Source organism: Bacteroides sp. AF25-38AC (assembly GCF_003602995.1).
Taxonomy (GTDB): Bacteria; Bacteroidota; Bacteroidia; order Bacteroidales; family Bacteroidaceae; genus Bacteroides; species Bacteroides uniformis.
The window spans coordinates 44236-70191 of the sequence record NZ_QTMD01000021.1; the positions used below are offsets into that span (position 1 = coordinate 44236).

The 25956-nt window shown below is 48.0% G+C and carries 22 protein-coding genes; 13 read left to right on the plus strand and 9 right to left on the minus strand.

The genetic code is table 11. The annotated features are described in order from the left end of the window. Positions 1–10 precede the first annotated feature (10 nt). The gene (locus DWY55_RS14530) at positions 11–1213 is read left to right on the plus strand and encodes a glycosyltransferase (RefSeq protein WP_117879082.1); all 1203 of its coding nucleotides are present in this window, start codon (positions 11–13) and stop codon (positions 1211–1213) included. Further along, positions 1210–2163 carry a phosphoribosyltransferase gene (locus DWY55_RS14535; RefSeq protein ID WP_117879081.1) on the plus strand — a complete coding sequence of 318 codons (954 nt, stop codon included), beginning with the start codon at positions 1210–1212 and terminating at the stop codon, positions 2161–2163. Before DWY55_RS14530 ends, DWY55_RS14535 begins: the two co-directional genes overlap by 4 nt. Here the strand turns inward: DWY55_RS14535 and DWY55_RS14540 are convergent. Continuing rightward, positions 2143–3156 carry an acyltransferase family protein gene (locus DWY55_RS14540; RefSeq protein WP_117879080.1) on the minus strand — a complete coding sequence of 338 codons (1014 nt, stop codon included), beginning with the start codon at positions 3154–3156 and terminating at the stop codon, positions 2143–2145. The genes DWY55_RS14535 and DWY55_RS14540 overlap by 21 nt on opposite strands. A gap of 718 nt (positions 3157–3874) precedes the next feature. Here DWY55_RS14540 and DWY55_RS14550 point away from each other — a divergent pair. The 8 genes from DWY55_RS14550 to DWY55_RS14585 all read left to right on the plus strand — a co-directional run bounded on the left by DWY55_RS14550 (position 3875) and on the right by DWY55_RS14585 (position 12129). Then, complete coding sequence (locus DWY55_RS14550; protein WP_117879079.1) at positions 3875–4816, plus strand: DUF4373 domain-containing protein; 942 nt, start codon at positions 3875–3877, stop codon at positions 4814–4816. A 219-nt stretch (positions 4817–5035) separates the two neighbouring features. After that, positions 5036–6850, plus strand: a complete 1815-nt coding sequence (locus DWY55_RS14555; RefSeq protein ID WP_117879078.1) for a bifunctional DNA primase/helicase — start codon at positions 5036–5038, stop codon at positions 6848–6850. A gap of 131 nt (positions 6851–6981) precedes the next feature. Next, positions 6982–7230 (plus strand): DUF4248 domain-containing protein, encoded by a 249-nt coding sequence (locus tag DWY55_RS14560; protein ID WP_005827481.1) that lies wholly within the window; start codon positions 6982–6984, stop codon positions 7228–7230. 406 nt (positions 7231–7636) lie between these two features. After that, a complete protein-coding gene (locus DWY55_RS14570) occupies positions 7637–8152 on the plus strand; it encodes an HU family DNA-binding protein (protein ID WP_117879077.1) in 516 nt (171 codons plus the stop codon). Between the two features lie 95 nt (positions 8153–8247). After that, on the plus strand, positions 8248–8361 hold the full coding sequence (locus DWY55_RS22010) for a smalltalk protein (RefSeq protein ID WP_157132533.1): 114 nt from the start codon (positions 8248–8250) through the stop codon (positions 8359–8361). Between the two features lie 33 nt (positions 8362–8394). Then, complete coding sequence (locus DWY55_RS14575; protein ID WP_005827473.1) at positions 8395–8838, plus strand: N-acetylmuramoyl-L-alanine amidase; 444 nt, start codon at positions 8395–8397, stop codon at positions 8836–8838. 107 nt (positions 8839–8945) lie between these two features. Next, positions 8946–10487 (plus strand): ATP-binding protein, encoded by a 1542-nt coding sequence (locus DWY55_RS14580; RefSeq protein ID WP_117879095.1) that lies wholly within the window; start codon positions 8946–8948, stop codon positions 10485–10487. 106 nt (positions 10488–10593) lie between these two features. Next, a complete protein-coding gene (locus DWY55_RS14585) occupies positions 10594–12129 on the plus strand; it encodes a lipopolysaccharide biosynthesis protein (protein WP_117879094.1) in 1536 nt (511 codons plus the stop codon). Here DWY55_RS14585 and DWY55_RS14590 read toward each other — a convergent pair. The 8 genes from DWY55_RS14590 to DWY55_RS14625 form a co-directional block, all read right to left on the minus strand. Beyond that, positions 12123–13025, minus strand: coding sequence for a glycosyltransferase (locus tag DWY55_RS14590; protein ID WP_229104753.1), 903 nt, complete (start codon positions 13023–13025; stop codon positions 12123–12125). The genes DWY55_RS14585 and DWY55_RS14590 overlap by 7 nt on opposite strands. Positions 13026–13306: 281 nt before the next feature. Next, the gene (locus tag DWY55_RS14595) at positions 13307–14347 is read right to left on the minus strand and encodes a glycosyltransferase family 2 protein (RefSeq protein WP_117879075.1); all 1041 of its coding nucleotides are present in this window, start codon (positions 14345–14347) and stop codon (positions 13307–13309) included. 6 nt (positions 14348–14353) lie between these two features. Then, on the minus strand, positions 14354–15388 hold the full coding sequence (locus DWY55_RS14600; protein ID WP_227212635.1) for a glycosyltransferase family 2 protein: 1035 nt from the start codon (positions 15386–15388) through the stop codon (positions 14354–14356). 16 nt (positions 15389–15404) lie between these two features. After that, positions 15405–17306 (minus strand): asparagine synthase C-terminal domain-containing protein, encoded by a 1902-nt coding sequence (locus tag DWY55_RS14605; RefSeq protein WP_117879073.1) that lies wholly within the window; start codon positions 17304–17306, stop codon positions 15405–15407. A 37-nt stretch (positions 17307–17343) separates the two neighbouring features. After that, positions 17344–18516, minus strand: a complete 1173-nt coding sequence (locus DWY55_RS14610; RefSeq protein WP_117879072.1) for a glycosyltransferase — start codon at positions 18514–18516, stop codon at positions 17344–17346. Positions 18517–19156: 640 nt separating this feature from the next. After that, entirely contained in the window at positions 19157–19825 is a 669-nt protein-coding gene (locus DWY55_RS14615) for a bifunctional 4-hydroxy-2-oxoglutarate aldolase/2-dehydro-3-deoxy-phosphogluconate aldolase (RefSeq protein WP_005837350.1), read from the minus strand. Positions 19826–19931: 106 nt separating this feature from the next. Continuing rightward, the gene (locus tag DWY55_RS14620; protein WP_005827444.1) at positions 19932–20297 is read right to left on the minus strand and encodes a four helix bundle protein; all 366 of its coding nucleotides are present in this window, start codon (positions 20295–20297) and stop codon (positions 19932–19934) included. 45 nt (positions 20298–20342) lie between these two features. Beyond that, positions 20343–21368, minus strand: coding sequence for a sugar kinase (locus DWY55_RS14625; RefSeq protein WP_005837352.1), 1026 nt, complete (start codon positions 21366–21368; stop codon positions 20343–20345). A gap of 341 nt (positions 21369–21709) precedes the next feature. Here DWY55_RS14625 and DWY55_RS14630 point away from each other — a divergent pair, with 341 nt between their 5' ends. The 3 genes from DWY55_RS14630 (at position 21710) to DWY55_RS14640 (ending at position 25878) form a co-directional block, all read left to right on the plus strand. Next, positions 21710–22765 (plus strand): LacI family DNA-binding transcriptional regulator, encoded by a 1056-nt coding sequence (locus DWY55_RS14630; protein ID WP_008664333.1) that lies wholly within the window; start codon positions 21710–21712, stop codon positions 22763–22765. Between the two features lie 114 nt (positions 22766–22879). Then, the gene (locus DWY55_RS14635; protein WP_008664332.1) at positions 22880–24391 is read left to right on the plus strand and encodes a UxaA family hydrolase; all 1512 of its coding nucleotides are present in this window, start codon (positions 22880–22882) and stop codon (positions 24389–24391) included. Positions 24392–24567: 176 nt separating this feature from the next. Further along, positions 24568–25878 (plus strand): Na+/H+ antiporter NhaC family protein, encoded by a 1311-nt coding sequence (locus DWY55_RS14640; RefSeq protein ID WP_009038287.1) that lies wholly within the window; start codon positions 24568–24570, stop codon positions 25876–25878. The last annotated feature ends 78 nt before the right edge of the window (positions 25879–25956 follow it).

Here is a 25956-nt window from a genome sequence, read left to right on the forward strand (position 1 = left end):
GGCAAACATCATGAGAGACTTCATCATCACCAGCCTGCAAACATGGGACATCGAAATAGGTAGTACCATCAAGAATACTGCATTGGAAATTTCAAAGCAGAACCGGGTGCTCTACATAAACACTCCGATGGACATTTCCATCCGGCTGAGAGGGGACAGACAATCTCCGTCATACATCCGGCGTATGGACGTCATCAAAGGAGAGGCTTCACCACTCCGGCAAATCAACGCCAACATGTGGGTACTGGACTGTCCTTTCACCGTGCTCTCGGCCAATTTCCTGCCCGCATCGCTTTTCAATATCGTCAACAGAAAAAACAATGCCCGCATAGCCCGATGGATTGTAGAGCAGGCCACCGCGCTCGGCTTCAAGAATTACATTCACCTCATTGATACAGACATTTACCGCAGCCGCTATCTGAAGGAGTATATCCATCCGGCTGTCAGCATCTATTATCGGCGCGACTACATCATAGGCGAGGCCTACTGGCGCAGACACGGCACCCGTCTTGAGCCGGAATTAGCAGCCTCTGCGGACATTGTTCTGGCAAACTCCACCCGTTTTGCCGCAGAGTTGCAACCCTACAATCCCCATACCTACCCCATTGAAACCGGCGTAAACCTGGAGCTGTACAATCCGGCCAAGAAGTACGAAACACCCGGTGACATGCAAGACATTCCACGCCCTATCATCGGATATATGGGTACGATAAACAGTACCCGCCTTGACGGAGAACTGCTTTATCAGATAATAAGTCAGCGTCCCGATTATAGTTTTGTGTTCACCGGACCAGAAGATGACATTTTCCGTCGGAACCGTATCCATAGTTTGAAAAATGCCTATTTCACCGGACAAAAAAAAGTGGACGAATTACCGGCCTACATAGCTGCCTACGATGTCTGCATCAATCCGCAAATGGTGAACGAGATTACCGACGGTAACTATCCGTTGAAAATAGACGAATATCTGGCTATGGGTAAACCCACTGTCGCAACCAGTACCCACACCATGCGCAACATATTCGCAGGTCACACGCACCTGGCCATCAACCCGGAGGAATGGCTTGCGGCCATAGACCGTGCTGTGACCGAAGCTGACGACAAAGAACTGGCCAAACAGCGCATAGCCTTTGCCGAGACCCACAGTTGGGGGCATAGCGTGAAGAAAATATATGACATAATCGATAAATTCCTGAAGGAGAGAACTACATGAACTATCGTAATATAGATGACCTGAACCATTGCATCCTACAACATCTCAGCATTCTGCCACGGGATTTCGACCTCATCGTCGGCGTGCCCCGCAGCGGCATGTTCCCGGCCAATCTGCTGGCGCTCTATCTGAACCTGCCGGTCACGGACATAGATTCTTTCCGCAACGGACATATCTACCAGGCAGGAGAGCGCGGCAAGACTTTCAATATGACCGGCATCCGCAAAGTATTGGTGGTGGATGACAGCATCTCCAGTGGAAACGCCATGAATAAATGCAGGATATTGCTGCAGGACCTCAAGGACAGCTATGAAATAAAATACTGTGCCATTTACAGCACACCCGAAAACACCAAAGGCGTAGATTATCATTTTGAGATTCTGAGCTATCCCCGTTTCTTCCAGTGGAACATAATGAACCACTCCATCCTGCAAAAATCATGCATGGACATTGACGGCGTGCTTTGCGCAGACCCCACTCCGGAAGAGAACGATGACGGCGAGAAGTACCGTCATTTCCTGCTGAACGCTCCTCCGCTATTCATTCCCAAAGTCACCATTGGCACACTGGTCACTTCACGTTTGGAGAAATACCGTCCGGAGACGGAAGCCTGGCTCCGGAAGAACCATGTGAAATACAATAAGCTTGTCATGCTGGACCTGCCGGATATGGCTGCACGCCAACGGGCGAATTGCCACGCCTCCTTCAAAGCCAAAGAATACGGTTCATCCACCGACTACATGCTGTTTGTAGAAAGCTCTATGCCGCAGGCTGTGGAAATCAACCGCCTGACCAAGAAACCGGTACTTTGTACAGAAACTTTCCGGATGATTTATGAGTCCAAATCACTATACTATAATCTGAAGTCGGGAGAAACATGCCCGTGGCTACGGCGTTTTATGATAAGGGTACGCAACAGACTGAGAGCATTATCTCCTTCCAAGAAATAGCATTCGCAGCATTTTGGAACAGTTAAACAGTTTGTCTACTAATACCGGCCCGATTGTTGCAATAAAAGTTGCAGACAGCAATATGGGGACAATCGCATCAATCCCCATCATTTTCAGTATAATCCGCCCACCGGAAGTACCGAAACCATGAAAAAGATAAATACTGTACGCATAGCCGCCTATCCAGACAAAAAAACGGTTGTGCCACTTCGATGCCAGCAGCAGGAACAAGGTGGGAATCAACGTCACGGGATAAAGCAGCATGCTCAAAGAGGCGTATTTACCGGGATAGAACCACACTATCTGCATCAAGACAATCCCCCATAGCGCCACGGCAAGCAAGACACGCCTGACAGCCGGACAACTGTAGAGCGACACAGCAAAACGGCAGGCAGCCACGCCGACAAAGAAATAGGGCAATTGCCCCAAGGCTCCCTTGAAACTGAACAGGTTGGGAACCTCATGCAGAATCCAGACATCATTTATCCTGCTAAACACCAGAGCCACCACACAGCAGATACTCCACTTGCCCAGAGTGTCCATCCACTTCCGGCTGTCTATCCACCATTGCACCACAAAAATCAAGAACAACGACGGCAGATACCAATATATAGTGTAAGGAAATATATATATGCGCCACAACTGGCTGAGTTCCCCTTTATTATTGGTGCCCGGCATCAGATACTGTACCAGAAAATACAACGTGCCCACCGCCGCCATCGGCACCAGCAAGCGCAACGCTTTTTTCCGGACAAAACTTCCAAAACCGGAAGATGCGGAGAAAGGCTTCAGTGCATAAACCCAACCGGCAATGGCGGTAAACAAAGGCATCTGAATATAATCTATCCATACATAGAAATAACGCAATGGGTGGGGAAAATCAATCTTCATGCCGCCATCGGGCCCGGAACCGATGACATGTCCCACCACTACCAATAGAATAGCGATGCCACGCAAAGTTTCAACAGATAAGTTTTTTTCCACATTTGCCATATTGCAAATATACGGAATTTATCTGTAACCGGTCTCACTATTTCCTTCTTTATTCCTGCATTGACGCACTTTTAAAATTGTAAAAATACATCTCCTTCCGGGTAAAATCCGTATCTTTGCCATGTTTTTCTTAAAAACGTACAATGAGTAAAAAAAGTAACCCTGACCCTCTATAGCGAGGGTCAAAACGCAGTAAGCATCGAAAAGAATACTGCACACAGTAGAAATCCATTATTGGATCAGTTGGAAATCATTGCAGAGGCAATTGGCGGCTTACTGGAAGGGAAATCGTCTTTCTCCCAAAGCGAACTGCGCAGTCTGGCCCACATACGGCAGATGACACGTATGCACAAAACAAAGTCCGGAGAGTAATAGCTACTGTGAATCAAATGTTTACGAATGTAACAAGTAGAAGGCCGCCTAAAGAGAGGGCTCCACCGGCTACTTTCTGTAAAAAAAATCACATATTTCACCATTGTATGCCTAAGCACCCGAAAAAAGGCGGGAACACACGCAGAATAGCTTCTGAGGCCGATGAAATACTGCTAAACCTACAAAAGTCCATTTGCAGGCTTGTTCTGTTATACGTAACTTTGCCGCATATTTTAAAAGATATGACCGCTGAACAGTCTCTCCCTTACACATCACTATGAAGCCCTTCTATCCTTTCAGAATATAAGATAACTATCAGGAAATAGAAAACTAATACACGAAGAAAATGATTTGGTTCAAACACCCCAACGATTTGCCTAATGACAAAAGACTGGCCGCACTCATCGACAATGAAGGATGCAGGGGCTATGGCATGTATCTGCGCATCATCGAGATGCTCTGTGCACAGCCCGACAGGAAACTCAGTTTCAGTCAACTGAATATTATTTCAAGAAAAGGGTTCTCCAAAAAATACATGGAGAAAATCATCTGGGAATACAAACTTTTCACTATCCACGAAGAAGAATTTGAATCAGCCATCAACTTCAACTATACGGAAAAAGGAAATCATTTGCAAAATGATTTGAAAACTCCAGAAAAAACGGAGGATGCGAAAAATGAAGATAAATCACTGAACAACAGTGGTAATACAAACAAAACCAGCCTCGCGCGCGTAAGAGAAGAACAGAATAGAGAAGAACAGATGAAGAGAAAAGACGACGATGTCGTCCAAAAGAACGGCGGCGACGGCGGCATCACTCCCTACCAGAGCTGGAGGAAGCAAGTGGATGGCTTGTCGAAAAATCAACTGTTCCGTGAAATGGTCTGCATGAGAAGCGGATACAGTGTCCTGCTGAACAAGCATTTTGATACGGCACTGGAAGAATTCAAGAAACACATCGTACTCCTCGGAAAAGAGGAGAAGATGAACAGCCAGGAAGAAGTGCGAAGCTACTTCACGTTCTACACCCAAGCCGGCCAGCGCACCTCGCAGGAACTGCATATGCTGTTGCAGGGCCTCGAAAAGCAGCAGTCCGCCACCGCTCCTCCCGACCCCCATCGCTACGAGCAGCTGGTGAACGGACGGCGCACCTACCTGGGCTGCCCCATCCCCGACGGAGCGCCGCCCCGACCGGACAATACCGCCTTCTGGAACGAAACGACCCGTTCGTGGAGCTCGCAGCGACAGCCGCCGACATCGAAAAAGCCGAAACAGAAACCCGGCTGAAACGCCACACTCCGGCATCCGGAATGCCACACGTCAGCGTTCCGAATGCCACATGTCAACGTTCCGAATGCCACACCTCAGCACGTCCCAAGTGTGGCATTTACCCTCGTGAAGTGTGGCATTCCAACCCGCTAATTGTGGCATTTCAACCCCTCAGGCTGCCCTGAAACTAAAATCTGCGTCTAAAAAATTATCAGAAAACTACTAAAGCAAACCTATATGAGAAATTTCCATCAACACGGCATTGATACCCGCGGCCGCATCAGCGGCAAAATCAAGATCATCTGCCCGCAATGTAACGACACCCGCGGACACAAAGGCAACAAGTCACTCTCCGTAGACCTGGACAAAGGCCTGTGCTACTGCCACCACTGCGGCTACAAGCTCTACGTGCCCGACGACGCCGAAGAACGCCTCAAGCAGCAGCGCCGCGACATGCGCCGGAAGCCCGCCGCACCGCCCCAGCACTTCCGCCGTCCCACCTTCGACCCTGCCCGGATGCAACTCTCCGAGAACCTGGAACGCTACTGGAGCACCGTGCGCTGCCTGCCGCAGGAACTGCTGCGCACCCTGCGCATCACCGAAGAGACGGTGCGCCTGCCGGAAAGCAGCCAAGAGGAGAACTGCATCTGCTTCAACTACTTCGAAAACGGGACGCTCGTCAACACCAAGTACCGCAGCGCCTTGAAACACTTCATGATGGTGAAGGGCGCCGAACTCATCCCCTACAACGTGGACAGCATCCTCGGCACCCCGGAGTGCATCATCACCGAAGGCGAGTTCGACGCGGCAGCCATCATCGCCGCCGGACGCAAGGACGTCATTTCCGTGCCCGCCGGCGCCCAGAGCAACCTCACGTGGCTGGACCGCTTCGTGGAGTCGCACTTCGAAGACAAGCAGGCCATCTACATCGCCGTAGACGAGGACCCGGCAGGGCAGTCGCTCCGGCAGGAACTCACGCGCCGCCTCGGAGTGGAACGCTGCCGCATCGTGCACTTCGGCGAAGGCTGCAAGGATGCCAACGAGCATCTGGTGAAATACGGCGCCGAAAGCCTCCGCATCTGCATCGAGCAAGCCGAAGAAGTGCCCCTGGAAGGCATCTTCACCGCCGAAGACTGCCGCGACGACCTGCGCTCCCTCTACGAGAACGGCCTGCAGCGGGGTGCCGACACCGGCTGGGACAACTTCGACGAACACTGCACCTTCGAGCCCCGCCGCCTGCTGGTGATGACCGGACGCCCCGGCGACGGCAAGTCCGAATTCACCGACGAGCTGGTGCTGCGCCTCTGCCTGCGCCACGAGTGGAAAATCGCCTTCTTCAGCCCCGAAAACATGCCCATCGCCTACCACCTGCACAAGCTGGCGGAGAAGCTGACCGGCCACCGCTTCACCCCCGGACCGGGCATGACGGAAGCCGTCTACGGGCAGGCAGTGGGCTGGCTGGACCGCAACGTGTCGCACATCCTGCCCGACGACGGGAGCTACGGCATCGACCACATCCTGGAGAAAGCCCGCCAGGTGGTGCGCCGCAAAGGGGTGCGCATCCTCGTCATCGACCCCATGAACCGCCTGGAACAACGTCTGGAACCGGGGCAGACTGAAATGGACTACATCACCGACACGCTGAACAAGCTGGGACGCTTCGCCACCCGCAACCAGTGCCTCGTCATCCTCGTGGCCCACCCCCGCAAGGTGAACCGCAACGAAAAGGACGGCACCCGGCGCCGTGTCGAGATGAACGACATCAACGGCTCTGCCAACTTCGCCAACATGTCCGACTTCTGCCTCGTGGTAGACCGCAACGACACGAAGCAGATAGCCACCATCTACATCGAGAAGGTCCGTTTCAAACACTTGGGCAGTGCCCACACCGAAGCCAAGTTCGTCTACAACCACCTGAACGGACGCTACTGGCCCTGCGAGGAAGACGTCATCCACACCCCCCAAGGAGAGCAACTGGGACCGGTGAACACGCAGTTCGACAATGAGAATTGGTTGAAAAATAATGAAGAACAAGGCAGGTTATTCGAGTAAAAATCCGTATCTTTACAAGACGGAAAGAAGAGAATAGGTGCAAGCATGTGCAAACTGTGCAATCACGTGTTATCCGTGCAATCACGTGTTATCCCTATTAAAGAAAACATACAACCTAAACTTTAAAGAATATGATGAAACAGAATGATTCCTTTGCAGAGCCACGCTTCCCCGTCCGCAGTTACGGGAAAGGCGAACTGGCCATGTACTACCTTCCGGGCATTGCCCAGCAGACTGCCGTCAACCGGCTGAACGAATGGATACGCACCGCCCCCGGGCTGGAACAACGCCTGCTTGCCACGGGCATGAACCCTTATTGCCGACGGTACACGCCCGCACAAGTGCAGCTTATGATTAATGTCTTCGGGGAGCCTTCTTAAAAGGTTCCCCCCTTTTCACATAAATCCTCACCCCCACTCTGTCTATATGCTCGCGCAATGCCTCGTTTTCAAGATTGGCATATACCACCACTTCACGCACTTCATCAAAACGAGCTAAAACAGCACATATCCTGATTACTGTTTTCCAACATATTCCATGTCTTTTTATTCAGTTTACGCACATCTATGCGAATACAAATATACCTCCTATTTGTCACAAATCCAAAACAAAAGAAACAATAACCTCCCTTATCCTCTCCCAACCTCCTCCTACCTCCCCCAACCTCCCATCCTCCCTGCCCCATGTCCTATCTTTGTATCAACGAAACGGAGCAGAGGCCATCGCCGCGGAGACACCTCCTTTCCCCTTTCGGAATGAAACATTAACCATTAAACATCAAACATCATGTCAACAGCATTAGTAGTGCGCACACAGCGCCACAAGAAAATCGGAGACAGCAGCTCCCCCATGGTCTACACCCTGAAACGCAAGCCCCAAGATGCCAAAATCTTCGACCTTGCCCGTATCGCAAAAGACATTGAAGCACTGGGAGCCATGTCGGCCGAAGACGTGGAGCACGTAGGCAAAGCCATCGTACGACAGATGCGCCAGACGCTGACGGACGGCAACAGTGTCCGTCTGGACGGCTTCGGCATCTTCCACACCACCTTTAAATGCCGTGCCACCGAACTGGCCAAAGACTGCACCGTGAAAAACATCGAGCGCGTCAACATCCGCTTCAAGGTAGCCAACACCCTGCGGCTGGTGAACGACAGCAACGCCACCACCAAAGGTGGAGCAAACAACCTCATCTTTGAGCTTGTAACTGCCGACAAGGATAGCACCGGCGGAGGTTCCGGCGGCAATAATCCCGATGGCGGAGGTTCCGACGGAGACCAGGGGGAGAATCCGCTGGGATAAAAAAGAGGGATTAAGGATGAGCTTGTGTTCATTAATCATTAATCCTTAATCCCTAATCCTTAACCCTTAACCCTAATCCTTAAACATCAAACATCATGAGTACAAAATCATCAACCTGGGACAAGATTCTGAAAGTAATCATCGCTGTAGCTTCGGCACTTTTGGGTGCATTCAGCGCACACGCCATGAACAGCGGTGGTCCCTTTTAGCGAACAGCCCCCAAAGGCAAACAGTAAAGAAAAATGAGAAAAATTGATTTGATTGTGATACATTGCAGCGCCACGTGCGAGGACCGTCCCTTTACCGGGCAAGCTCTGGAAGCCGCGCACCGCCGACGTGGATTTGATGGCACGGGCTATCATTTCTACATCCGCCGTGACGGACAAATCCTGACTACCCGCCCGGTCGAGAGGGCCGGCGCCCACGCCCGCGGCTACAATGCCCACTCTATCGGAATCGCCTATGAAGGCGGATTGGACCACTATGGGAATCCCAAAGACACACGCACGGAATGGCAACGCCACTCGCTCCGCGTATTGGTCCGCGCTTTGCTGATGGACTATCCGGAAGCAAAAGTGGCGGGACATCGCGACCTCAGCCCCGACCTGAACAACAACGGAGAGGTGGAACCGATGGAATGGACGAAACAATGCCCGTGTTTTGAAGTAAAAAAAGAGAAGTGGTAACCAAGAAAAGGGAGGTGACAAAGCATGACAAAAGCTTTGCCACCTCATTTTTTATTCATACATTTGTTCTAATTAAGCAAAATGCGCATCAAACAAAGTTCAGCCGTATGAAGTACCCTATTGGAATACAGAGTTTTGAGAGCCTTATCAATGACGGATATATCTATGTGGACAAAACCGCCCTGATTTATCAGTTAGTACATACCGGTCGTTACTACTTCCTGAGCCGCCCGCGGAGATTCGGAAAGAGTCTGCTCATCAGCACACTGGAAGCCTACTTCAACGGGCAGCAGGAACTGTTCAAGGGACTGGAAATGGAACGGCTCGAAAAAGAATGGACGAAATATCCGGTACTGCATTTGGATTTGAACACGAGTAAATACGATGAGAAGAACAGTCTTATCGACATATTGAACGATACCCTCTGCCAATGGGAAAACATCTACGGAGCCGTCTCCAGCGAAGTCAACCCCGAACTGCGTTTCAAGGGAATCATCCGCCGCGCCTACGAGCAGACCGGCCAGCGCGTGGTCATCCTCGTGGACGAATACGACAAACCCATGCTCCAGTCCATAGGCAACGAGGAACTGCAGAACGAATACCGCAACACGCTCAAAGCCTTCTACTCCGTAATGAAGACGCAAGACCGGTATATCCGTTTCGGATTCCTGACGGGGGTGACGAAATTCGGAAAGGTCAGTGTGTTCAGCGACCTGAACAACCTGATAGACCTCTCCATGGACCGACAGTTCCAGACGCTCTGCGGAATGACCGACAAGGAGATACACACCTATTTTGAAGAACCGCTGCACCAGATAGCCGAAAACTACGGTATCACCTACGACGAAGTCTGCCTGCGACTGAAAGAACGGTACGACGGCTACCGCTTCCGTCAGAACGGAACCAATCTGTATAACCCCTTCAGCCTGCTGAATACGTTCCGTTCCTTGGAGTTCGGCAGCTACTGGTTCGAGACCGGCACCCCCACCTACCTTGTGAAACTGCTGAAAGACAACAACTTCTGTCTGCCCGACCTTACGAGTGAAGGAGTGACTGCAGAGACACTGACAGACGTGGAGTCGTTCAAGGATAATCCCATTGCCGTGATTTACCAAAGCGGCTACCTCACGATAAAGGAATATGACGAAGAATTCAACATCTATCGGCTGGGATTCCCCAACAAGGAAGTGGCCGAAGGATTCATCAAATATCTGGTTCCCTACTACATGCCGATAAAGGACAGTGAATCCGTCTATTTTGTATCAAACTTCATTGCAGATGTACGCAAGGGTAATCCGGAGCAGTTCATGACCCGCCTGGCCACCATGTTTTCTGATACGGACTATAAGATTGTGGGCGATGCCGAACTCTATTTTCAGAATGCTTTCTTCATCGTGATGCGCATGATGGGATTCTATACCAAAGTGGAGCGTCCTACCAGTGAAAGCCGTATGGATATGGTGATAGAGACTAAGGATTACGTCTACATCGTAGAGTTTAAACTGGATGGTACACCCGAGGAAGCCCTGCAACAGATAGAAGACAAAGGATATGCCAAACCCTTCGCAATGGACCACCGGAAGCTGTACCGCATCGGCGTAAACTTCTCGTTGGAGAAGAGGAGTATTGACGGATGGAAGATTGAATAAAAGCACACTACGGAAACAACTAATTATCAAAAAACTTACCTACAAAACACAGAAAAAGGAAGCATACTATTTTTTGTGTTCTTTTGCCGGTAATAACAAAAAACTTATGCCTCAGGAGTCACGCCTTAAAAAATCATTGCTCAATGCGCGGGTTAACCTCATTTTTTATGTCCTGAGTTTAGCCCTATCATTTTTTTCCAGGAAAATCTTTCTGGATGCATTGGGCGCAGACTTTATGGGGCTGATAGGTACACTGAACAATCTCTTGGGTTTTCTGAACCTTGCCGAATTGGGTATCAGCACAGCCATCGGCTACGTTCTGTATAAACCCCTCTTTGAACACGATAAAAGGAAAATCAATGAAATCATTTCCGTTTTCGGTTTCATCTACCGCCGTATCGGTTTCATCATTCTAAGTGCAGGATGTGCCTTGGCATGCTTCCTACCCCTGATATTCCCCAATAATGTCTTTGATTTAGGCATCATCTATTTTGCATTTTTCTCGTATCTGACCACTTCACTAATAGGATATTTTGCCAATTACAAGCAAACCCTTTTGGGAGCGGACCAGAAAAACTATGTAGTGACAGCCTATTTTCAAAGTGCCGTACTGATAAAGACTTGTCTGCAAATGGGATTAGTCTATTATACGGGCAACTATTACCTGTGGATTAGCCTGGAACTTCTGCTGGGCATTGTCTATTCCATTATCCTGAACTGGAAAGTCAACCAGGTATACCCTTGGCTGAAAAGCGAAGTGAAACAAGGCAAGCTGCTTTTCAAGAAATATCCGGAAGTAACCCGGTATACCAAACAGCTATTTGTCCATAAACTGGGCAGTTTCGTACAATTCCAAACCACTCCCTTCCTGGTATATGCCTTCGTCTCTCTTAAGACTGTGGCATATTATGGAAACTATACCCTCATAATAGATAAGATAAGTATATTTATCAGCAACCTATTAGGGAGTACCAATGCAGGAGTAGGCAATCTGATAGCCGAAGGCGATTCCAAACGTATCCAGCAAGTATTCTGGGAGCTGATGGGTATCCGTTTCTTGATAGCCGGAACCATTTCATTTGCCCTGATTCGACTGACCGGCGCTTTCATTTCATTATGGTTGGGAAGTGAATATGTATTGCCCCAACACATTCTGTACCTGATTATCATCAACTCGTTCATCAGCTACACCCGAGGTGCCATAGACCAATTTACCTATGGGTATGGCTTATTTCAAGATACTTGGGCTCCCATTGCGGAAGTAATCATCAACTTGACTGTTGCCATCATTGCCGGACATTTTTGGGGACTGCCGGGAATTTTGATGGGCAACATAACCAGTTTATTTCTCATCATAGTCATTTGGAAACCTTACTTTCTTTATTCGCAAGGATTCAAAATATCCGTTTTCCACTATTGGACGGGCTACATCAAGCATCTGCTGATTATACTGCTGCCGGGAATAGTATGCTACCATCTCTATCCAAGCAATGACTTTACACCGGAAAGCTCTTTTACACATTGGATTCTCTATGGAATGATTCTGATTTCCACTTATGGGATATTAACCTGCTCGTTGCTCTATCTTTTCACTCCGGGCATACGTGCATTCGCTCACCGGATACTGAAAAGGCATCATTGATTGTTTTTCAAACGGTCAAAAACTTTCTCCCATTCATCCACCACATTTTGTATATCAAAACGTTTCACATGCTCCATACAATGCTTTGACATCTCCCTGCGCAATTCCTCATCCTTCATCAATACGCCCAGCTTCCGTGCAAACTGCTTACAAGAGAAAGGAGGAACCAGCACGCCGGTCTGTCCGTCTTCTATAATATCCGTTATAGCAGCGAACGAGTTGAATGCCACCGGAATCGTTCCGAATGTCATGGCTTCGGTCAATACCATTCCCCAGCCTTCAAAATCACTTGTCATACATAAAATACTTGCATCCCGGTAGAACGAATCAGGATTTTGGTATCCTGCAAAAACAACACGTTCCATCTTTGAAGACTTTTGCTCCAACTCCTTCCGTGTCGGTCCATCACCCACAATTACCAATTCCCAATCAGGAAAATCTTGATACAGATATCTCCAAATGTCAATTAAACGATCAACCCGTTTTTGATACCACTCTATCCGGCCAACATACAATAACTGTTTTTTCTTTGTCTCTATAAAAGTCTGTGTGGTATAAGTATTAGGATTACCGATGGCGACAACCCGCTCCATATCACCCGGATGTATCCTTTTCAGTTCAGGAATGAACTTTGAGGAAAGCAAGCAGAATAAATCTGTATAAAGGAAACAATCGTCATAACAGACTTTCAAATTCTGCCAATAATCGGATTTTATCTTCGGAATCTTGATTACGCGAGCTATTCGCTTGACCTTTTCAATCCATGATTTGTTTCTTAAACGCATCGTGAGGTCAAACAAGTGATCATACATATTTAAAGGAGACAAGTGCAACACGGAGATTGCTTTTACCCCACTGATGTCTTTGGAAAAGCGACACAGTGCATGATATGCCATAATATCTTGGTTTATCACAATATCAACATGATGTTCTATCAGAAAATTGCGATAAAAAGGAGCATTCTTCTCCACTTCTTGAACAGAAAAAGGGAAAAAATAAATAGGAGCAGGATATGGATAATCCTCAAGGGATTCATCACAAATGTTATGCAAAAACAACACCTTGTGTTTTCTCTTTATCAATTCTCTGCAAAGCAAATCGCTCACTCTTTCGATACCTCCGCGATGAGGATGGAACATTCTGGGATATATAAACAAGATATTCATAATGACCTCCGCTATTTTACTCCAAACATTTTCTTGAATTTTATACCTGACAAGAAACGCATCCACCCGTCAAAAGCCGATGCCCCCACCCTGCAAAGCAAGAATTTGCCCAACACATCCGCTTTATATTGTGGAAGAAAAAATCTTCTTATCCATTCTTTGTCTGATAAAAGGACTTGATGTAAAAAAGACAACCGTTCCTGCCGGGTATACTTATGCTCTGGTTTATAGATGGCCAAAATCACTTTATGGAAAAAGACAGTCAATGAATTCCATGTTCTATCCAATGAGCTATCCTCCAAATTAAATTTCTTTTGATACACATACACCCTTTCCAAAAAATTGGAGAATGCTGCATATTCTGCCGGAAAGCTGTTTATACATACAGACAATGTATCCATGGAATAGCCCACTCTATAAATATAATTATTATAATCACGAATAACCATAAAATCCGAATACATCAAGTAGTCCAACATAAACAGCATATCTTCCAATCCGGAGACAAAAGGGACAAAACTCACTTGATATTGCTTGATTATTCTATTGTCGTATAGCTTGCTCCATGCATACGCAACGCGCTTGTCTATCAAATCCGTCAGCATAAGGTACATTTCTTCTGAGACGATTTCCTGCTCAGGAACGTGAAACGTTTGAAAATTTCCATTGGACAGATATATATCAAAAGAGCCGACTATTACTCCCTCCTTTGTTTTATCGGCAGGCAATGCACCGTATAACCCCTCAAGATAACAAGGCTTTACATAATCATCTGAATCAACAAAGGCTATATATCTTCCACAAGCATTCATCAAACCAGTATTCCGGGCACAGCTCAATCCTGCATTGACCTGATGGAACACCCGTATCCTCGTATCCTTCCTGGCATACTCTTCACAAATCTCCCCGCAACGGTCAGGGCTCCCGTCATCTACCAGCAACAGCTCAAAATTCGTAAAGGTCTGTGCAAGAATACTGTCAATGCACTGGGGCAAGTACTCTTCTACCTTATAAACGGGTACTATAATGGATATTTCCGGAACATTATTCATATTCGCTCATTTTGTATGCAACACTGCCTTCATTTTTATAGACAACACCAACAAATAGTAGGCTGACTTTACAAAAGCCTTAAAATACAAATAGCCGGCATACGTAGGAAGCACATAATGGATGTTCTGCAACATCAGCTTCCATTCGGGGTGCAGGCCCGTCATCTCCAACAAAGACGCATACTTTTTGTTCCTGAATACCAAATAACTCTGATAATGAAAGGATGTGTCTTTCGTAAAATACAGAATACGGTCAAAATATTTCGCTTTCAGATTCTCAAAGTATATATATATCTGCCGGTTATCCTGCAAACACCGGGAAGACCGGATAAAGTCGTAAATATACCCCAGCACCAGCACACGACATTCCAAATTACGTATAGACGGTGCCCGCATAATAGAATTCGGTTGCATAAAATAAAAGTAAGTTGCCTCATCAACAACATACATACTTTGGGCTATACATGCCAACTTAAATGACCATAAATCATCTTCGTGTACAATACCTTCCTGAAAATAAAGTTTATGTTGCAAAACAAAGAAACGATTTATCAGCTTGTTCACCGCCATGACATACCATTTTCCCTGCACATAAGTGGAAAGTACAAGAGCATTCCCTTCATAAAACCCGGTGCCTAATGATAAAGGAGGAGCCCAACGTCTGGCGCCGGTCACCTCGTAATTGCCTATCACAAAATCCGGTCGCTTCTGCACCGCTGCATCCGCCAAAAGCTCTATTGCATTCGCAGAAATATAGTCGTCGCTATCCAAGAAGTACAGATAATCGCCAACAGACGCTGAAATACCGGTGTTTCTTGCAGCAGAAAGCCCTCTGTTCTCTTCATGTTCCAGACATCTCACCACCGTTCCGCGCGGATGCGAAGCCACCACCCGTCTGGCTATCTCCATAGAGTCGTCCGGAGTGCAGTCATTCACAAGAATGACTTCCAAATCCTGCCAAGTCTGGTTCAACACGGACAACAAACACCGTTCTATGTACTTGGCAACATTATAAACCGGAACAATAATGGAAACTTTCATGCTTTCAATCATATTTTCAGAATTTCACCTCATGTCCTTCCACAAACTCTTCCCACCACACAACAAGCGTCAACAGATTGAAATATTGCAAAGCCTTGTTCTGCCTATGCCAGAACCAACCACCCTCCTTCTCTGCAACTTGTTCATAATCTGTAAGAAACTTCTCCACTGCATCACGACGCAGATAGTTGTCCATAATGCCGGAAGCAAGAATAAATTCCTTAAAGAAAGCACGTCGGGCCCTATCACGGAAGAACAGTGGCATAGGTGCAAAACCGCCCTGCTTCTTCTTCAAGGTAATGGCCTCGGGAAGTAAAGGTTTATAATGGTGCTTTAACAGATATTTAGAAACGGAACGGCCCCGCGCAATGTCCAGTACACTGTTGCCCCTGCACTTCAACCCTACCGGCAGCTCCTGCAGGAAATGGAAAAGCTCCAGGTCCATAAAAGGATACGTCAGATTGTTACCGAACATGCGTGCCATGCTGGAAGCCTTGAAAAGAATGATACGGTTGATTACAGTCTCCAAATCGGAAAGAATGGCATGCTGCGCGTAAAGATGTTCGAAACTGTGGATATCGGGCCGTAGTGATTTTACCGGCTCAAAATCTTCTTTCGGATTTTGCAGAAGGGCACACAAGGCAGAATCGGAGAAGCCGAAACGCTCCCCTTCCAGAATATGAAGTATCTTATCCAAATGGAAATTGATGCGGGAAAGCTTTCCACCGGTATCAAAGGTTTCATGCTCCAGCAGACGGCTGATGCCACGTAGCAAGGGACGCAATCCTATGCGGGCGGATAGATAATGCAACGCCACTTCGCGACCGGAAGTACCGAAATACTGGTCACTGCCGTCACCTCCTAGAATCACGTCGGGCTTGTCATCGCCTATCATGCGCATGGCACAATAGTTTACCATCAGCCCGCCTTCCATAAAAGGCTCACCCAGAAAACGGACAATGTCGGGCAAGGCACTGGTTTCCGTACCGTCAATCTCGTACTCGTGGTGGCGGGTACCAAAGGTTTCAGACATCAGACGGGCCATGGGCAGCTCCGTCCAGGCATCTCCTTTAAAGCCCACGGAATAGGAGTCAATCTGGCCGTCGTAAATGCTGCGCAGCGCAGCAAGGTTTGAACCGGAATCATAGCCGCCACTCAGCAGGATACCTACCCTGCGGCTATGGCCGATACGCCGGCGGATGGCTTGCGCATGCAATTCTCCATAACGGCGGGAGTAGGTTTCTACATCCGGATTCCGTTCAGTCGCCACCTTGGGTTCATGCTCAAAAACGCTGTCGCGCTTCAGACAATAAATGTCATCTGCCACCTTTTCATATAAGCTGGGATTTCTTTCCTTCAGCGAATCAAACATGGAATGTACTTTCGCTTGTGTCTCTAACTTTACAGAAGCCCAAACCGGCATCAGATAACCAAGCTCTGTCAACATGTAGAACTTTTCGCCGGCACCTAAAGAATGAACATCGAATAGGGCGAAATTATTCTTCTTCAAAATGCCACGCTGAAGGAATGTACTCAATGAAACCAGATTAGGCTCGAAATTTTCTTCCAGTTGGTCCTCTAAAAATTGCCAGGAAGTGGCAAAATTACCATCAATGTGACAATAGACGGGATAATGCGTGCCATGATGGTCGCGCACCACTCCGCATTCATTTTCTGAATAATATACTATGGTGAACGAACCGTCCAGGCGTGAAAAGCCATATGCCGGATCGGATAGAAACGCATCAGCAGCAAGCTTGGCATTGGTATCATCCGGAGTTGCCTGCAAGATGTCCCGATTATACAAAGTTCCGAAAAAGAAAAGTCTCAGATTATAACTTTCAAAAGAAGATTCCGGCTCTTCTCCCTCTACACAGACTGTACGCCAATCTTCTAAAGTGATTTTTCCGTATATCATTTGTTTGCTTATAGACTTGTTTATTGTGTATCCCTTTCTATTTTTCCGCCACCCCATGCCTGGTATGTATAAAGGTCTTGTTTGCTCCCCTCAGCTTGAAGATGTTTCCTGCCATCAGCAGGAATGTATAGGGTATCTTTTGCAGGGCCATTGCCAGGCGGCTGGTACAGAATCTTTTGGGAACGGCAACGAGCAATGCCACAGCGAGCAGAACCAGAAGCAGCCACCACTTCAGTCCCCACGTCCAGCGATAAATCGTAAATAGTACGGAAAAAAAGAACGTGAACCCCATCAACAGCAGGCGGGGAATGGAAAGCTGCTGGAAAAGCTTGTCGCAGAAGTCCCAGTTACGCGCAGCAAGCGCCTTCCACAGAAACTTGGCGAAGGTCTGGCAGTAATGCCATTGTGCCGACAGCCAGCGGCGGCGCTGACGGGAGAAATCGTCGGTGTTCTGTATCTTCTCATCGAACACAAAGGTTTCGGGCAGATAATAAAAACGCTTGCCGCGATAGAGCAGGGTCAGCTCCAATTCACGGTCGAAACCGCCCACAGCCTTGATGTCAGCCATCGTATCACGAAACAAGTCATAACGGAACGCCATACCGGAACCGATAAGGGCAGCCGACAAGCCCAGCTTGGCATGCCCCAGACGGAAAATGGTATTGTTGATTTCCTCACTGATGGCATCGAGCAGGGCCATGTCATTGTTCAGGTTCTTGGCACTCCGGTGGGTCTGCACAATCTCGACTTCCGGATTGGCGAAGAGGTCGTTAATATCACTCAGATAATCGTAAGGGATGACATTGTCCGCATCGAGCACCAAAGCGATGTCATAGTCATTGCCGATGGCAGCCATGGCGGCATTCAGAGATTTGGACTTGGTGCTTTTCTCAAAATGCACTTCAACCAGGCGGACAGGAAGCACAGCGAGGGAAGCGTTGGTTTCGGGCTGCATACGGTCCGAAATGACAACCGTATCAAAACAGTCGGCGGGATAATCCTGCTCCAGACATGAATGGACGCACTCGTGTATCACGGCATCTTCGCGGTAGGCAGGAATCAGTATGGCAAAACGCTTGTGTTCCTTGGCTGGAGGGGGCAGAGGCAGGTCACGCCGGCGTGACGCCAGACTGTAAACCAATAGATACAGTATGTTTATTGCAAACCATATGTATAAAAGCCAATCGAATATATTCAATATATGTTCCAAATTCAGAGCTATTTAAGCTTTAGAGTTGCTGCTTGTTTTTAATGGGTATCCGACACAAAGATACAAAAAAGAAGTAGAGTCCGGACAAAATATACAAAAAATGCGAAGAATATAGGAATAAAAAAACGAGCAAGCTCTCACGAACCCCTCGCCCCTGTAAGAAAAGCCTTAAAGGCTTTTCTTTTAAACTGCGTCAATGTTACCTAAAAATCAATCTTTCTCTTTACCTGAAAAATAAAACTTCAATTACCTATTCTGAAAACTTCAAAATCCAATTTTTACCTTTACCTAATTTACCTATTTATTCAAAACATTTAGCTTATGAAAAAAATCTATTTTCAATCCTTTTACCTAACAACTAATATCCTTTATTGAAAACTGTTTTTATTATTTATCAAATCCAAATGCAGTTTCCCAACTGCACTGCAAAGGTAAGTGTTTTCTCCGCGCACGCAAAATACCGGCACATTTTTCGCATGTTTTATAACATTGTTTTAGAGTTTAAGGGTGTAGTTTACACTTATAAACAGTTTGTTGTTCATCGGGAGTATACTTTCCAGTAAAAAACAAGCCACCGAAGCGCCGAAACGCTTCGATAGCTGTCCCCTTTAAACACCTTTAAACAAAATGAATTTCTTATTTATTTTCTTGCTTCGGCAATATACCCCAAAGCTTCTTTACATTTTTCTGTAACGTAAGTCCAGTCTTCGGCAGCGACCTTATCCTTCGGGAAGAGTTTGGAACCCATACCTACGCAGAACACACCCGCCTTAATCCAGGAGGTCAGGTTTTCCTGAGTCGGCTCCACCCCACCGGTCACCATCAGCTTGGACCAGGGCATCGGAGCCAGCAGACCTTTCACGAGTTTGGCACCAAGCACGTCGCCCGGGAATATCTTGCAGAGGTCGCACCCTACTTCTTGCGCGAAGCCCACTTCTGAAACGCTTCCGCATCCCGGAGTATAGGCTACCAGGCGACGGTTACAAATCTTAGCAATCTCCGGGTTGAACAACGGGCCTACAACGAAACATGCACCCAACTGCAAATACAGCGCCGCAGTAGCAGGGTCAACGATGGAACCTACACCCATAGCCATCTCCGGGCACTCTTTTGCCGCAAATTTCACCACTTCGGCAAACACCTCGTGGGCAAAGTCACCACGGTTCGTGAACTCGAACGCACGAACACCTCCATCGTAACAAGCCTTTACAACTTTCTTTGCAACTTCTGCATCCTTATGATAAAAGACGGGCACCATGCCGGTAGAACCAATCTTATTCAATACTGAGATTTTATCAAATTTACTCATCTTTTTATTTACTATTTACAATGTACAATGTACAATTTACCATGCGGACTACTTGTACAATGCTTAATTGTCATATTACTTAATATATTATACTTACCTCTATATATTATACTTTACCATTTACTTTATCACGCATAGTGAGTATAGATTTTACTACAATCTTCAAAAGCTCCTTGTTTTCAAGATACAAATCCTGCAACAAATCAGGTTTAACAAGTTCCAATTCCATTATAAGCTCCAACCAATAGGCCGTTTCATCAAGTTCTTCCTCTACCATTTTTAATTTGTTTAAGAAATCCTTGTCTGATTTTCCAACACAAGCTGCCCGATAATTGGCACCGGGAGAAGTACCGGAACGGACAATCTGGTTGCCAATAGCTCTACCTGCTGATGTATTAGGCAACTTGTCTACCAGCCTTATTATTCGTACCGCAAACATCTTCAAGCGGTTTTTCATATCATCTCGATTCATCAGCAGCACAAATTGTACATTGTAAATGATAAATTGTAAATGAACTTATCTCTGCACTCGTCCGCTTGCATCCCCTCCTGCCAGCGCTTCTACCTCTTCTGTGGAAACAAGGTTGAAGTCACCGTTGATAGTGTGCTTCAAGGCGGAAGCGGCTACTGCAAATTCGAGGGCGGCACCCTGGTTGGGTTTTGTCAGCAGGCCGTGGATGATACCACCTGAGAAAGAGTCGCCGCCACCTACGCGGTCGACGATAGGATTGATGTCGTAACGCTTTGACTCGTAGAATTCCTCGCCGTTGTAAATCATTGCTTTCCAGCCGTTGTGGGTAGCGGAGAAAGACTCGCGCAATGTAGAGATTACGTATTTGAAGCCGAATTCCTTCGCCATCGCCTTGAAGATTCCCTTGTAGCCTTCAGCGTCCGTCTTGCCGCCTTCCACGTCTGCATCGGGCTTGAAGCCCAGACAGAGTTCAGCATCCTCTTCATTGCCGATGCAGACATCCACATACTGCATCAAAGGCTTCATGATGGACTGGGCTTTTTCTTTGGTCCAGAGTTTTTTACGGAAATTGAGGTCTACCGACACCGTAACGCCGTGACGTTTGGCAGCCTCGCAAGCCAGGCGGGTCAACTCGGCGGCCTTGTCGGAGATGGCGGGAGTGATACCTGACCAGTGGAACCAGTCTGCACCTTCCATGATGGCATCGAAATCAAAGTCTGCCGCATCTGCCTCGGCAATGGCAGAGTGTGCACGGTCATAGATTACCTTACTGGGACGCATGGAAGCACCGGTCTCAAGATAGTAGATACCTACACGGTCACCACCACGCGCAATGAAATCTGTCTTTACGCCATACTTGCGCAATGCGTTGACAGCCGACTGGCCTATTTCATGTTTCGGCAACTTGGTTACAAAATAAGCATCATGTCCGTAGTTGGCACAGCTGACAGCCACGTTGGCCTCGCCGCCGCCATATACCACATCAAAAGAGTCGGACTGCACAAAACGGGTGTTTCCCGGAGTAGACAGCCTCAGCATGATTTCACCTAATGTAACTACTTTCTTTCCCATAATCTTTCTATGTTTTATTTTAATATGAAATTAATTTGTTTCCTTTCAATTTATCATTTCGAGGTATAAACAGAACCTAAATACCTGAAACTATGGAGAGTAAATCAAAATAATATTCGTTCTTCATAGTCTTCGTGTACGGGCACAAAGATACAACAATTTTTGAAATACAAAAAATTATCATATATTTGTATCGAAGATATTAAGATTATAATTGTGTGCGAGCACAAGAAGATGTACGATGGGACGATTTACGATTAGACAATTGAGATTACATTGTAGAATCGTAGCCAAAGCAACATCAATCGTACATCGTAAATCGTTAAATCGTAAATATACAGATGGAAAGAGTCAGAATAAAGGATATCGCCAAGATGGCCGATGTATCCGTGGGAACCGTCGACCGTGTGATTCACGGGCGTAGCGGTGTGTCCGAGTCCAGCCGGAAGCGGGTGGAAGAAATCCTGAAACAACTGGATTACCAGCCCAATATGTATGCCAGTGCACTGGCTTCGAACAAAAAGTATACATTTGCCTGCCTGCTGCCACTGCACGAGAAAGGCGAATACTGGACAGACGTGGAGACAGGCATACACAACGCCGTAGAGACTTACTCTGACTTCAACGTCGCCGTGCACCTCTCCTACTATGATCCGTATGACTATCATTCTTTTGCGGAAGCCTCCGGACAGATTCTGTCACTGGAGCCGGACGGAGTGATGTTTGCCCCCACCGTTCCACAATACACCAAGCCCTTTACGGATGAGTTGACGCAACATAATATACCTTATATATATATAGACTCCAATATAAAGGAAGAGCCCGCCCTATCCTTCTACGGGCAGAACTCGCACCAGAGCGGATATTTTGCCGCCCGCATGCTGATGCTGCTTGCCGGAGAAGACGCGCAGGAAATCGTCATCTTCCGCAAGATAAACGAAGGCATCGTTGGGTCGAACCAGCAGGAACGCCGCGAAATAGGTTTCCGCGAATACATGCAGGAGCATCATCCCGCCTGCCGCATCTGGGAACTGGACCTGCATGCCAAGCGCGACAGCGAGGACACACTGATGCTGGACGAGTTTTTCCAAGAGCATCCTACCGTAAAGAACGGAATCACCTTCAACTCCAAAGCATACATCATCGGGGAATACCTGCTGAAGAAGCAGAAAAAAAACTTCAACCTGATGGGCTATGACCTGCTGCAACGCAACGTAGACTGCCTGAAACAAGGAAGCATCTTCTTCCTCATAGCACAGCAGCCCACCCTGCAAGGATTCGACGGCATCAAGGCCTTGTGCGAACACCTGATTCTGAAGAAGGAAGTCACAAGGGAAAACTTCATGCCCATTGACTTGCTGACGAAGGAGAATATAGAGTTTTATTACAATAAATAGTTACATGTACAATGCACCATCTACAATGTACAATTCGGCCATGCGGAAGGGGACTAATACTAATGCAGCGCAGCCAAATTGTACATTGTAAATGGTAAATGGGAAATTTAAAAGATGGAGGCAAAGTACCTGAAAATCAACCCTGCCGACAATGTTGCAGTGGCTATCACAACACTCCCGGCCGGTGAAAAACTCACGGTGGACGGAAAGGAAATCACCTTGAATGAGGATGTTTCTGCCGGACACAAATTTGCACTGAAAGATTTTGCGGAAGGCGAAAACGTCATTAAATACGGATACCCCATCGGCCACGCCCGGAAAGCGCAGAAGCAGGGGGATTGGATGAATGAAAACAATATCAAGACCAACTTGTCCGGGTTGCTGGAATACACATACAACCCTGTCAACGTAGACCTCAATACTACAACTCTAAACCTCAATACTGGTGCGCCAAACCTGACCTTTAGAGGATACAAACGCAAGAACGGCGACGTAGGTGTGCGCAACGAGATATGGATTATTCCGACAGTGGGCTGTGTGAACGGAATCATCAACCAGCTTGCCGAAGGCCTGCGCCGCGAAACGGGCGGAAAGGGCGTGGATGCCATCATGGCTTATCCCCATAACTACGGCTGCTCCCAGTTGGGCGACGACCACGAGAATACAAAGAAAATCCTCCGCGACATGGTGCTGCATCCCAATGCGGGAGCCGTACTCGTGGTAGGCTTGGGGTGCGAGAATAATCAGCCGGATGTATTCCGCGAGTTCCTGGGAGACTATGACCAGGAGCGCGTAAAGTTTATGGTGACCCAGAAAGTGGGTGATGAATACGAAGAAGGAATGGAACTGCTGCGCGAACTTTATGCCAAAGCCATCCAGGACCAGCGCGAGGATATTCCCTTAAGCGAACTGCGCGTAGGCCTGAAGTGTGGCGGTTCGGACGGTTTCTCCGGTATCACCGCCAATCCGCTACTGGGCATGTTCTCCGACTTCCTCGTAGCACAAGGCGGTACCAGCGTACTGACGGAAGTGCCGGAAATGTTCGGTGCAGAAACCATCCTGATGAACCGCTGCCGCACCAAAGAGCTGTTTGAGGACACGGTGAAGCTGATTAATGACTTCAAGGAATATTTCCTTTCACACGGTGAACCGGTAGGTGAAAACCCGTCTCCGGGAAATAAGGTGGGAGGCATCTCGACATTGGAGGACAAAGCCTTGGGATGCACACAGAAATGCGGCACAAGCTACGTGGAAGGGGTACTTCCGTATGGCGAACGCCTGAAAGTAAAGGGACTGAACCTGCTGTCTGCTCCGGGAAACGACCTTGTAGCCGCCACTGCCCTTGCCTCTTGCGGATGCCACATGGTGCTGTTCACCACAGGACGCGGAACGCCCTTCGGAACCTATGTGCCGACCATGAAGATTTCCACCAACTCCACTTTGGCAAAGAACAAGCCGGGCTGGATAGACTTCAACGCCGGAGTTATCGTCGAGAACGAACCGATGGAGAAAACCTGCGAACGCTTCATCGAATATATCATCAAAGTAGCAAGCGGTGAATTCGTGAACAACGAAAAGAAAGGCTACAAGGAAATAGCCATCTTCAAGACCGGAGTAACTTTGTAAATTGAAAATTAAGGGCTGATAGATGGAGGGCGGGACAAAACCATTTTGTGCCGCCCTTTGTTTTTGTTACCTTTGCGGCGGAATTGATTTCACCACAGATAACACCGATTAACATGGAATTGATTGAAAGATAGAAATCTGTGGTGAAACATTAATCTCAACCAAACAATACAACTATGTCAGCAACAACCGATACAACCCCTAAAACCAAAGGCGGCTGGTGGGCACTCAGCCCGTTGGCGGTGTTCCTTTGCCTCTACCTGGTGACCTCGCTCCTGGTGAACGACTTCTATAAAGTCCCCATCACGGTAGCCTTCCTCGCCTCATCCTGCTATGCCATCGCCATCACGCGCGGCCTGAATCTGGAACAGCGCATCTATCAGTTTTCCGTAGGCGCCAGCAACAAGAACATCATGCTGATGGTATGGATATTCATCCTTGCAGGAGCATTCGCCCAAAGCGCCAAGCAGATGGGCGCCATTGATGCAACCGTAAATCTGACCCTGCATATACTACCGGACAACCTGCTGCTGGCGGGCATCTTCATTGCCGCCTGCTTCATCTCCCTCTCGATAGGAACAAGCGTAGGAACTATCGTCGCACTGACTCCTGTAGCCGTGGGGCTGGCGGAAAAGACGGGCATCGACCTGCCCTACATGGTTGCCATCGTGGTGGGAGGCTCGTTCTTCGGAGACAATCTTTCCTTCATATCCGACACCACCATTGCATCGACCAAGACGCAGGACTGCGTGATGAGGGACAAGTTCCGCGTCAACTTCATGATTGTAGTCCCCGCAGCTCTTGTCGTGCTGGGTCTCTACATCTTTCAAGGACTGTCCGTCTCCGCCCCGCCCCAAGTGCAGACCATCGAGTGGATAAAGGTAATCCCCTACCTCATCGTGCTGGGCACGGCCGTAGCAGGTGTCAACGTCATGCTGGTACTGCTGCTGGGCATCCTCTCTACTGGAATTATCGGTATCTATACCGGTACCGCCTTCTTCGACTGGTTCGGAGCCATGGGAACGGGCATCACCGGCATGGGCGAGCTCATCATCATCACCCTGCTGGCCGGAGGCATGCTCGAGACCATCCGCTACAACGGCGGCATCGACTTCATCATCTCCCGGCTGACCCGCCACGTCAGCGGCAAGCGGGGAGCCGAATTCAGCATCGCCGCCCTGGTCGGCATCGCCAATCTCTGCACCGCCAACAACACCATTGCCATCATCACCACCGGCCCCATAGCCAAGGACATCGCCCTCCGCTTCCACCTGGACCGCCGGAAAACAGCCAGCATACTGGACACCTTCTCATGCCTCGTGCAAGGAATCATCCCCTACGGAGCGCAAATGCTGATAGCCTCCGGACTTGCCGGCATTTCACCCATCAGCATCATCGGAAACCTGTATTACCCCTTCTGCATGGGAACATGCGCCATACTCGCCATTCTGCTGAGATACCCCAGGAAATACTCGGGAGAAGGATGAGTGACAAGTGATGAGTTATGGGTGACGTTGTGTGAACATTTAAAAAAAAACACCCCTCGTGCCAACAAATAACTCATA

Excerpts from the sequence above, each read along its gene's own strand:
- DWY55_RS14530 (WP_117879082.1), top strand. The coding sequence starts at position 11 with ATGAGAGACTTCATCATCACCAGCCTGCAAACATGGGACATCGAAATA.
- DWY55_RS14535 (WP_117879081.1), top strand. The coding sequence starts at position 1,210 with ATGAACTATCGTAATATAGATGACCTGAACCATTGCATCCTACAACAT.
- DWY55_RS14540 (WP_117879080.1), bottom strand. The coding sequence starts at position 3,156 with ATGGCAAATGTGGAAAAAAACTTATCTGTTGAAACTTTGCGTGGCATC.
- DWY55_RS14550 (WP_117879079.1), top strand. The coding sequence starts at position 3,875 with ATGATTTGGTTCAAACACCCCAACGATTTGCCTAATGACAAAAGACTG.
- DWY55_RS14555 (WP_117879078.1), top strand. The coding sequence starts at position 5,036 with ATGAGAAATTTCCATCAACACGGCATTGATACCCGCGGCCGCATCAGC.
- DWY55_RS14560 (WP_005827481.1), top strand. The coding sequence starts at position 6,982 with ATGATGAAACAGAATGATTCCTTTGCAGAGCCACGCTTCCCCGTCCGC.
- DWY55_RS14570 (WP_117879077.1), top strand. The coding sequence starts at position 7,637 with ATGTCAACAGCATTAGTAGTGCGCACACAGCGCCACAAGAAAATCGGA.
- DWY55_RS22010 (WP_157132533.1), top strand. The coding sequence starts at position 8,248 with ATGAGTACAAAATCATCAACCTGGGACAAGATTCTGAAAGTAATCATC.
- DWY55_RS14575 (WP_005827473.1), top strand. The coding sequence starts at position 8,395 with ATGAGAAAAATTGATTTGATTGTGATACATTGCAGCGCCACGTGCGAG.
- DWY55_RS14580 (WP_117879095.1), top strand. The coding sequence starts at position 8,946 with ATGAAGTACCCTATTGGAATACAGAGTTTTGAGAGCCTTATCAATGAC.
- DWY55_RS14585 (WP_117879094.1), top strand. The coding sequence starts at position 10,594 with ATGCCTCAGGAGTCACGCCTTAAAAAATCATTGCTCAATGCGCGGGTT.
- DWY55_RS14590 (WP_229104753.1), bottom strand. The coding sequence starts at position 13,025 with ATGGCATATCATGCACTGTGTCGCTTTTCCAAAGACATCAGTGGGGTA.
- DWY55_RS14595 (WP_117879075.1), bottom strand. The coding sequence starts at position 14,347 with ATGAATAATGTTCCGGAAATATCCATTATAGTACCCGTTTATAAGGTA.
- DWY55_RS14600 (WP_227212635.1), bottom strand. The coding sequence starts at position 15,388 with ATGAAAGTTTCCATTATTGTTCCGGTTTATAATGTTGCCAAGTACATA.
- DWY55_RS14605 (WP_117879073.1), bottom strand. The coding sequence starts at position 17,306 with ATGATATACGGAAAAATCACTTTAGAAGATTGGCGTACAGTCTGTGTA.
- DWY55_RS14615 (WP_005837350.1), bottom strand. The coding sequence starts at position 19,825 with ATGAGTAAATTTGATAAAATCTCAGTATTGAATAAGATTGGTTCTACC.
- DWY55_RS14620 (WP_005827444.1), bottom strand. The coding sequence starts at position 20,297 with ATGAATCGAGATGATATGAAAAACCGCTTGAAGATGTTTGCGGTACGA.
- DWY55_RS14625 (WP_005837352.1), bottom strand. The coding sequence starts at position 21,368 with ATGGGAAAGAAAGTAGTTACATTAGGTGAAATCATGCTGAGGCTGTCT.
- DWY55_RS14630 (WP_008664333.1), top strand. The coding sequence starts at position 21,710 with ATGGAAAGAGTCAGAATAAAGGATATCGCCAAGATGGCCGATGTATCC.
- DWY55_RS14635 (WP_008664332.1), top strand. The coding sequence starts at position 22,880 with ATGGAGGCAAAGTACCTGAAAATCAACCCTGCCGACAATGTTGCAGTG.
- DWY55_RS14640 (WP_009038287.1), top strand. The coding sequence starts at position 24,568 with ATGTCAGCAACAACCGATACAACCCCTAAAACCAAAGGCGGCTGGTGG.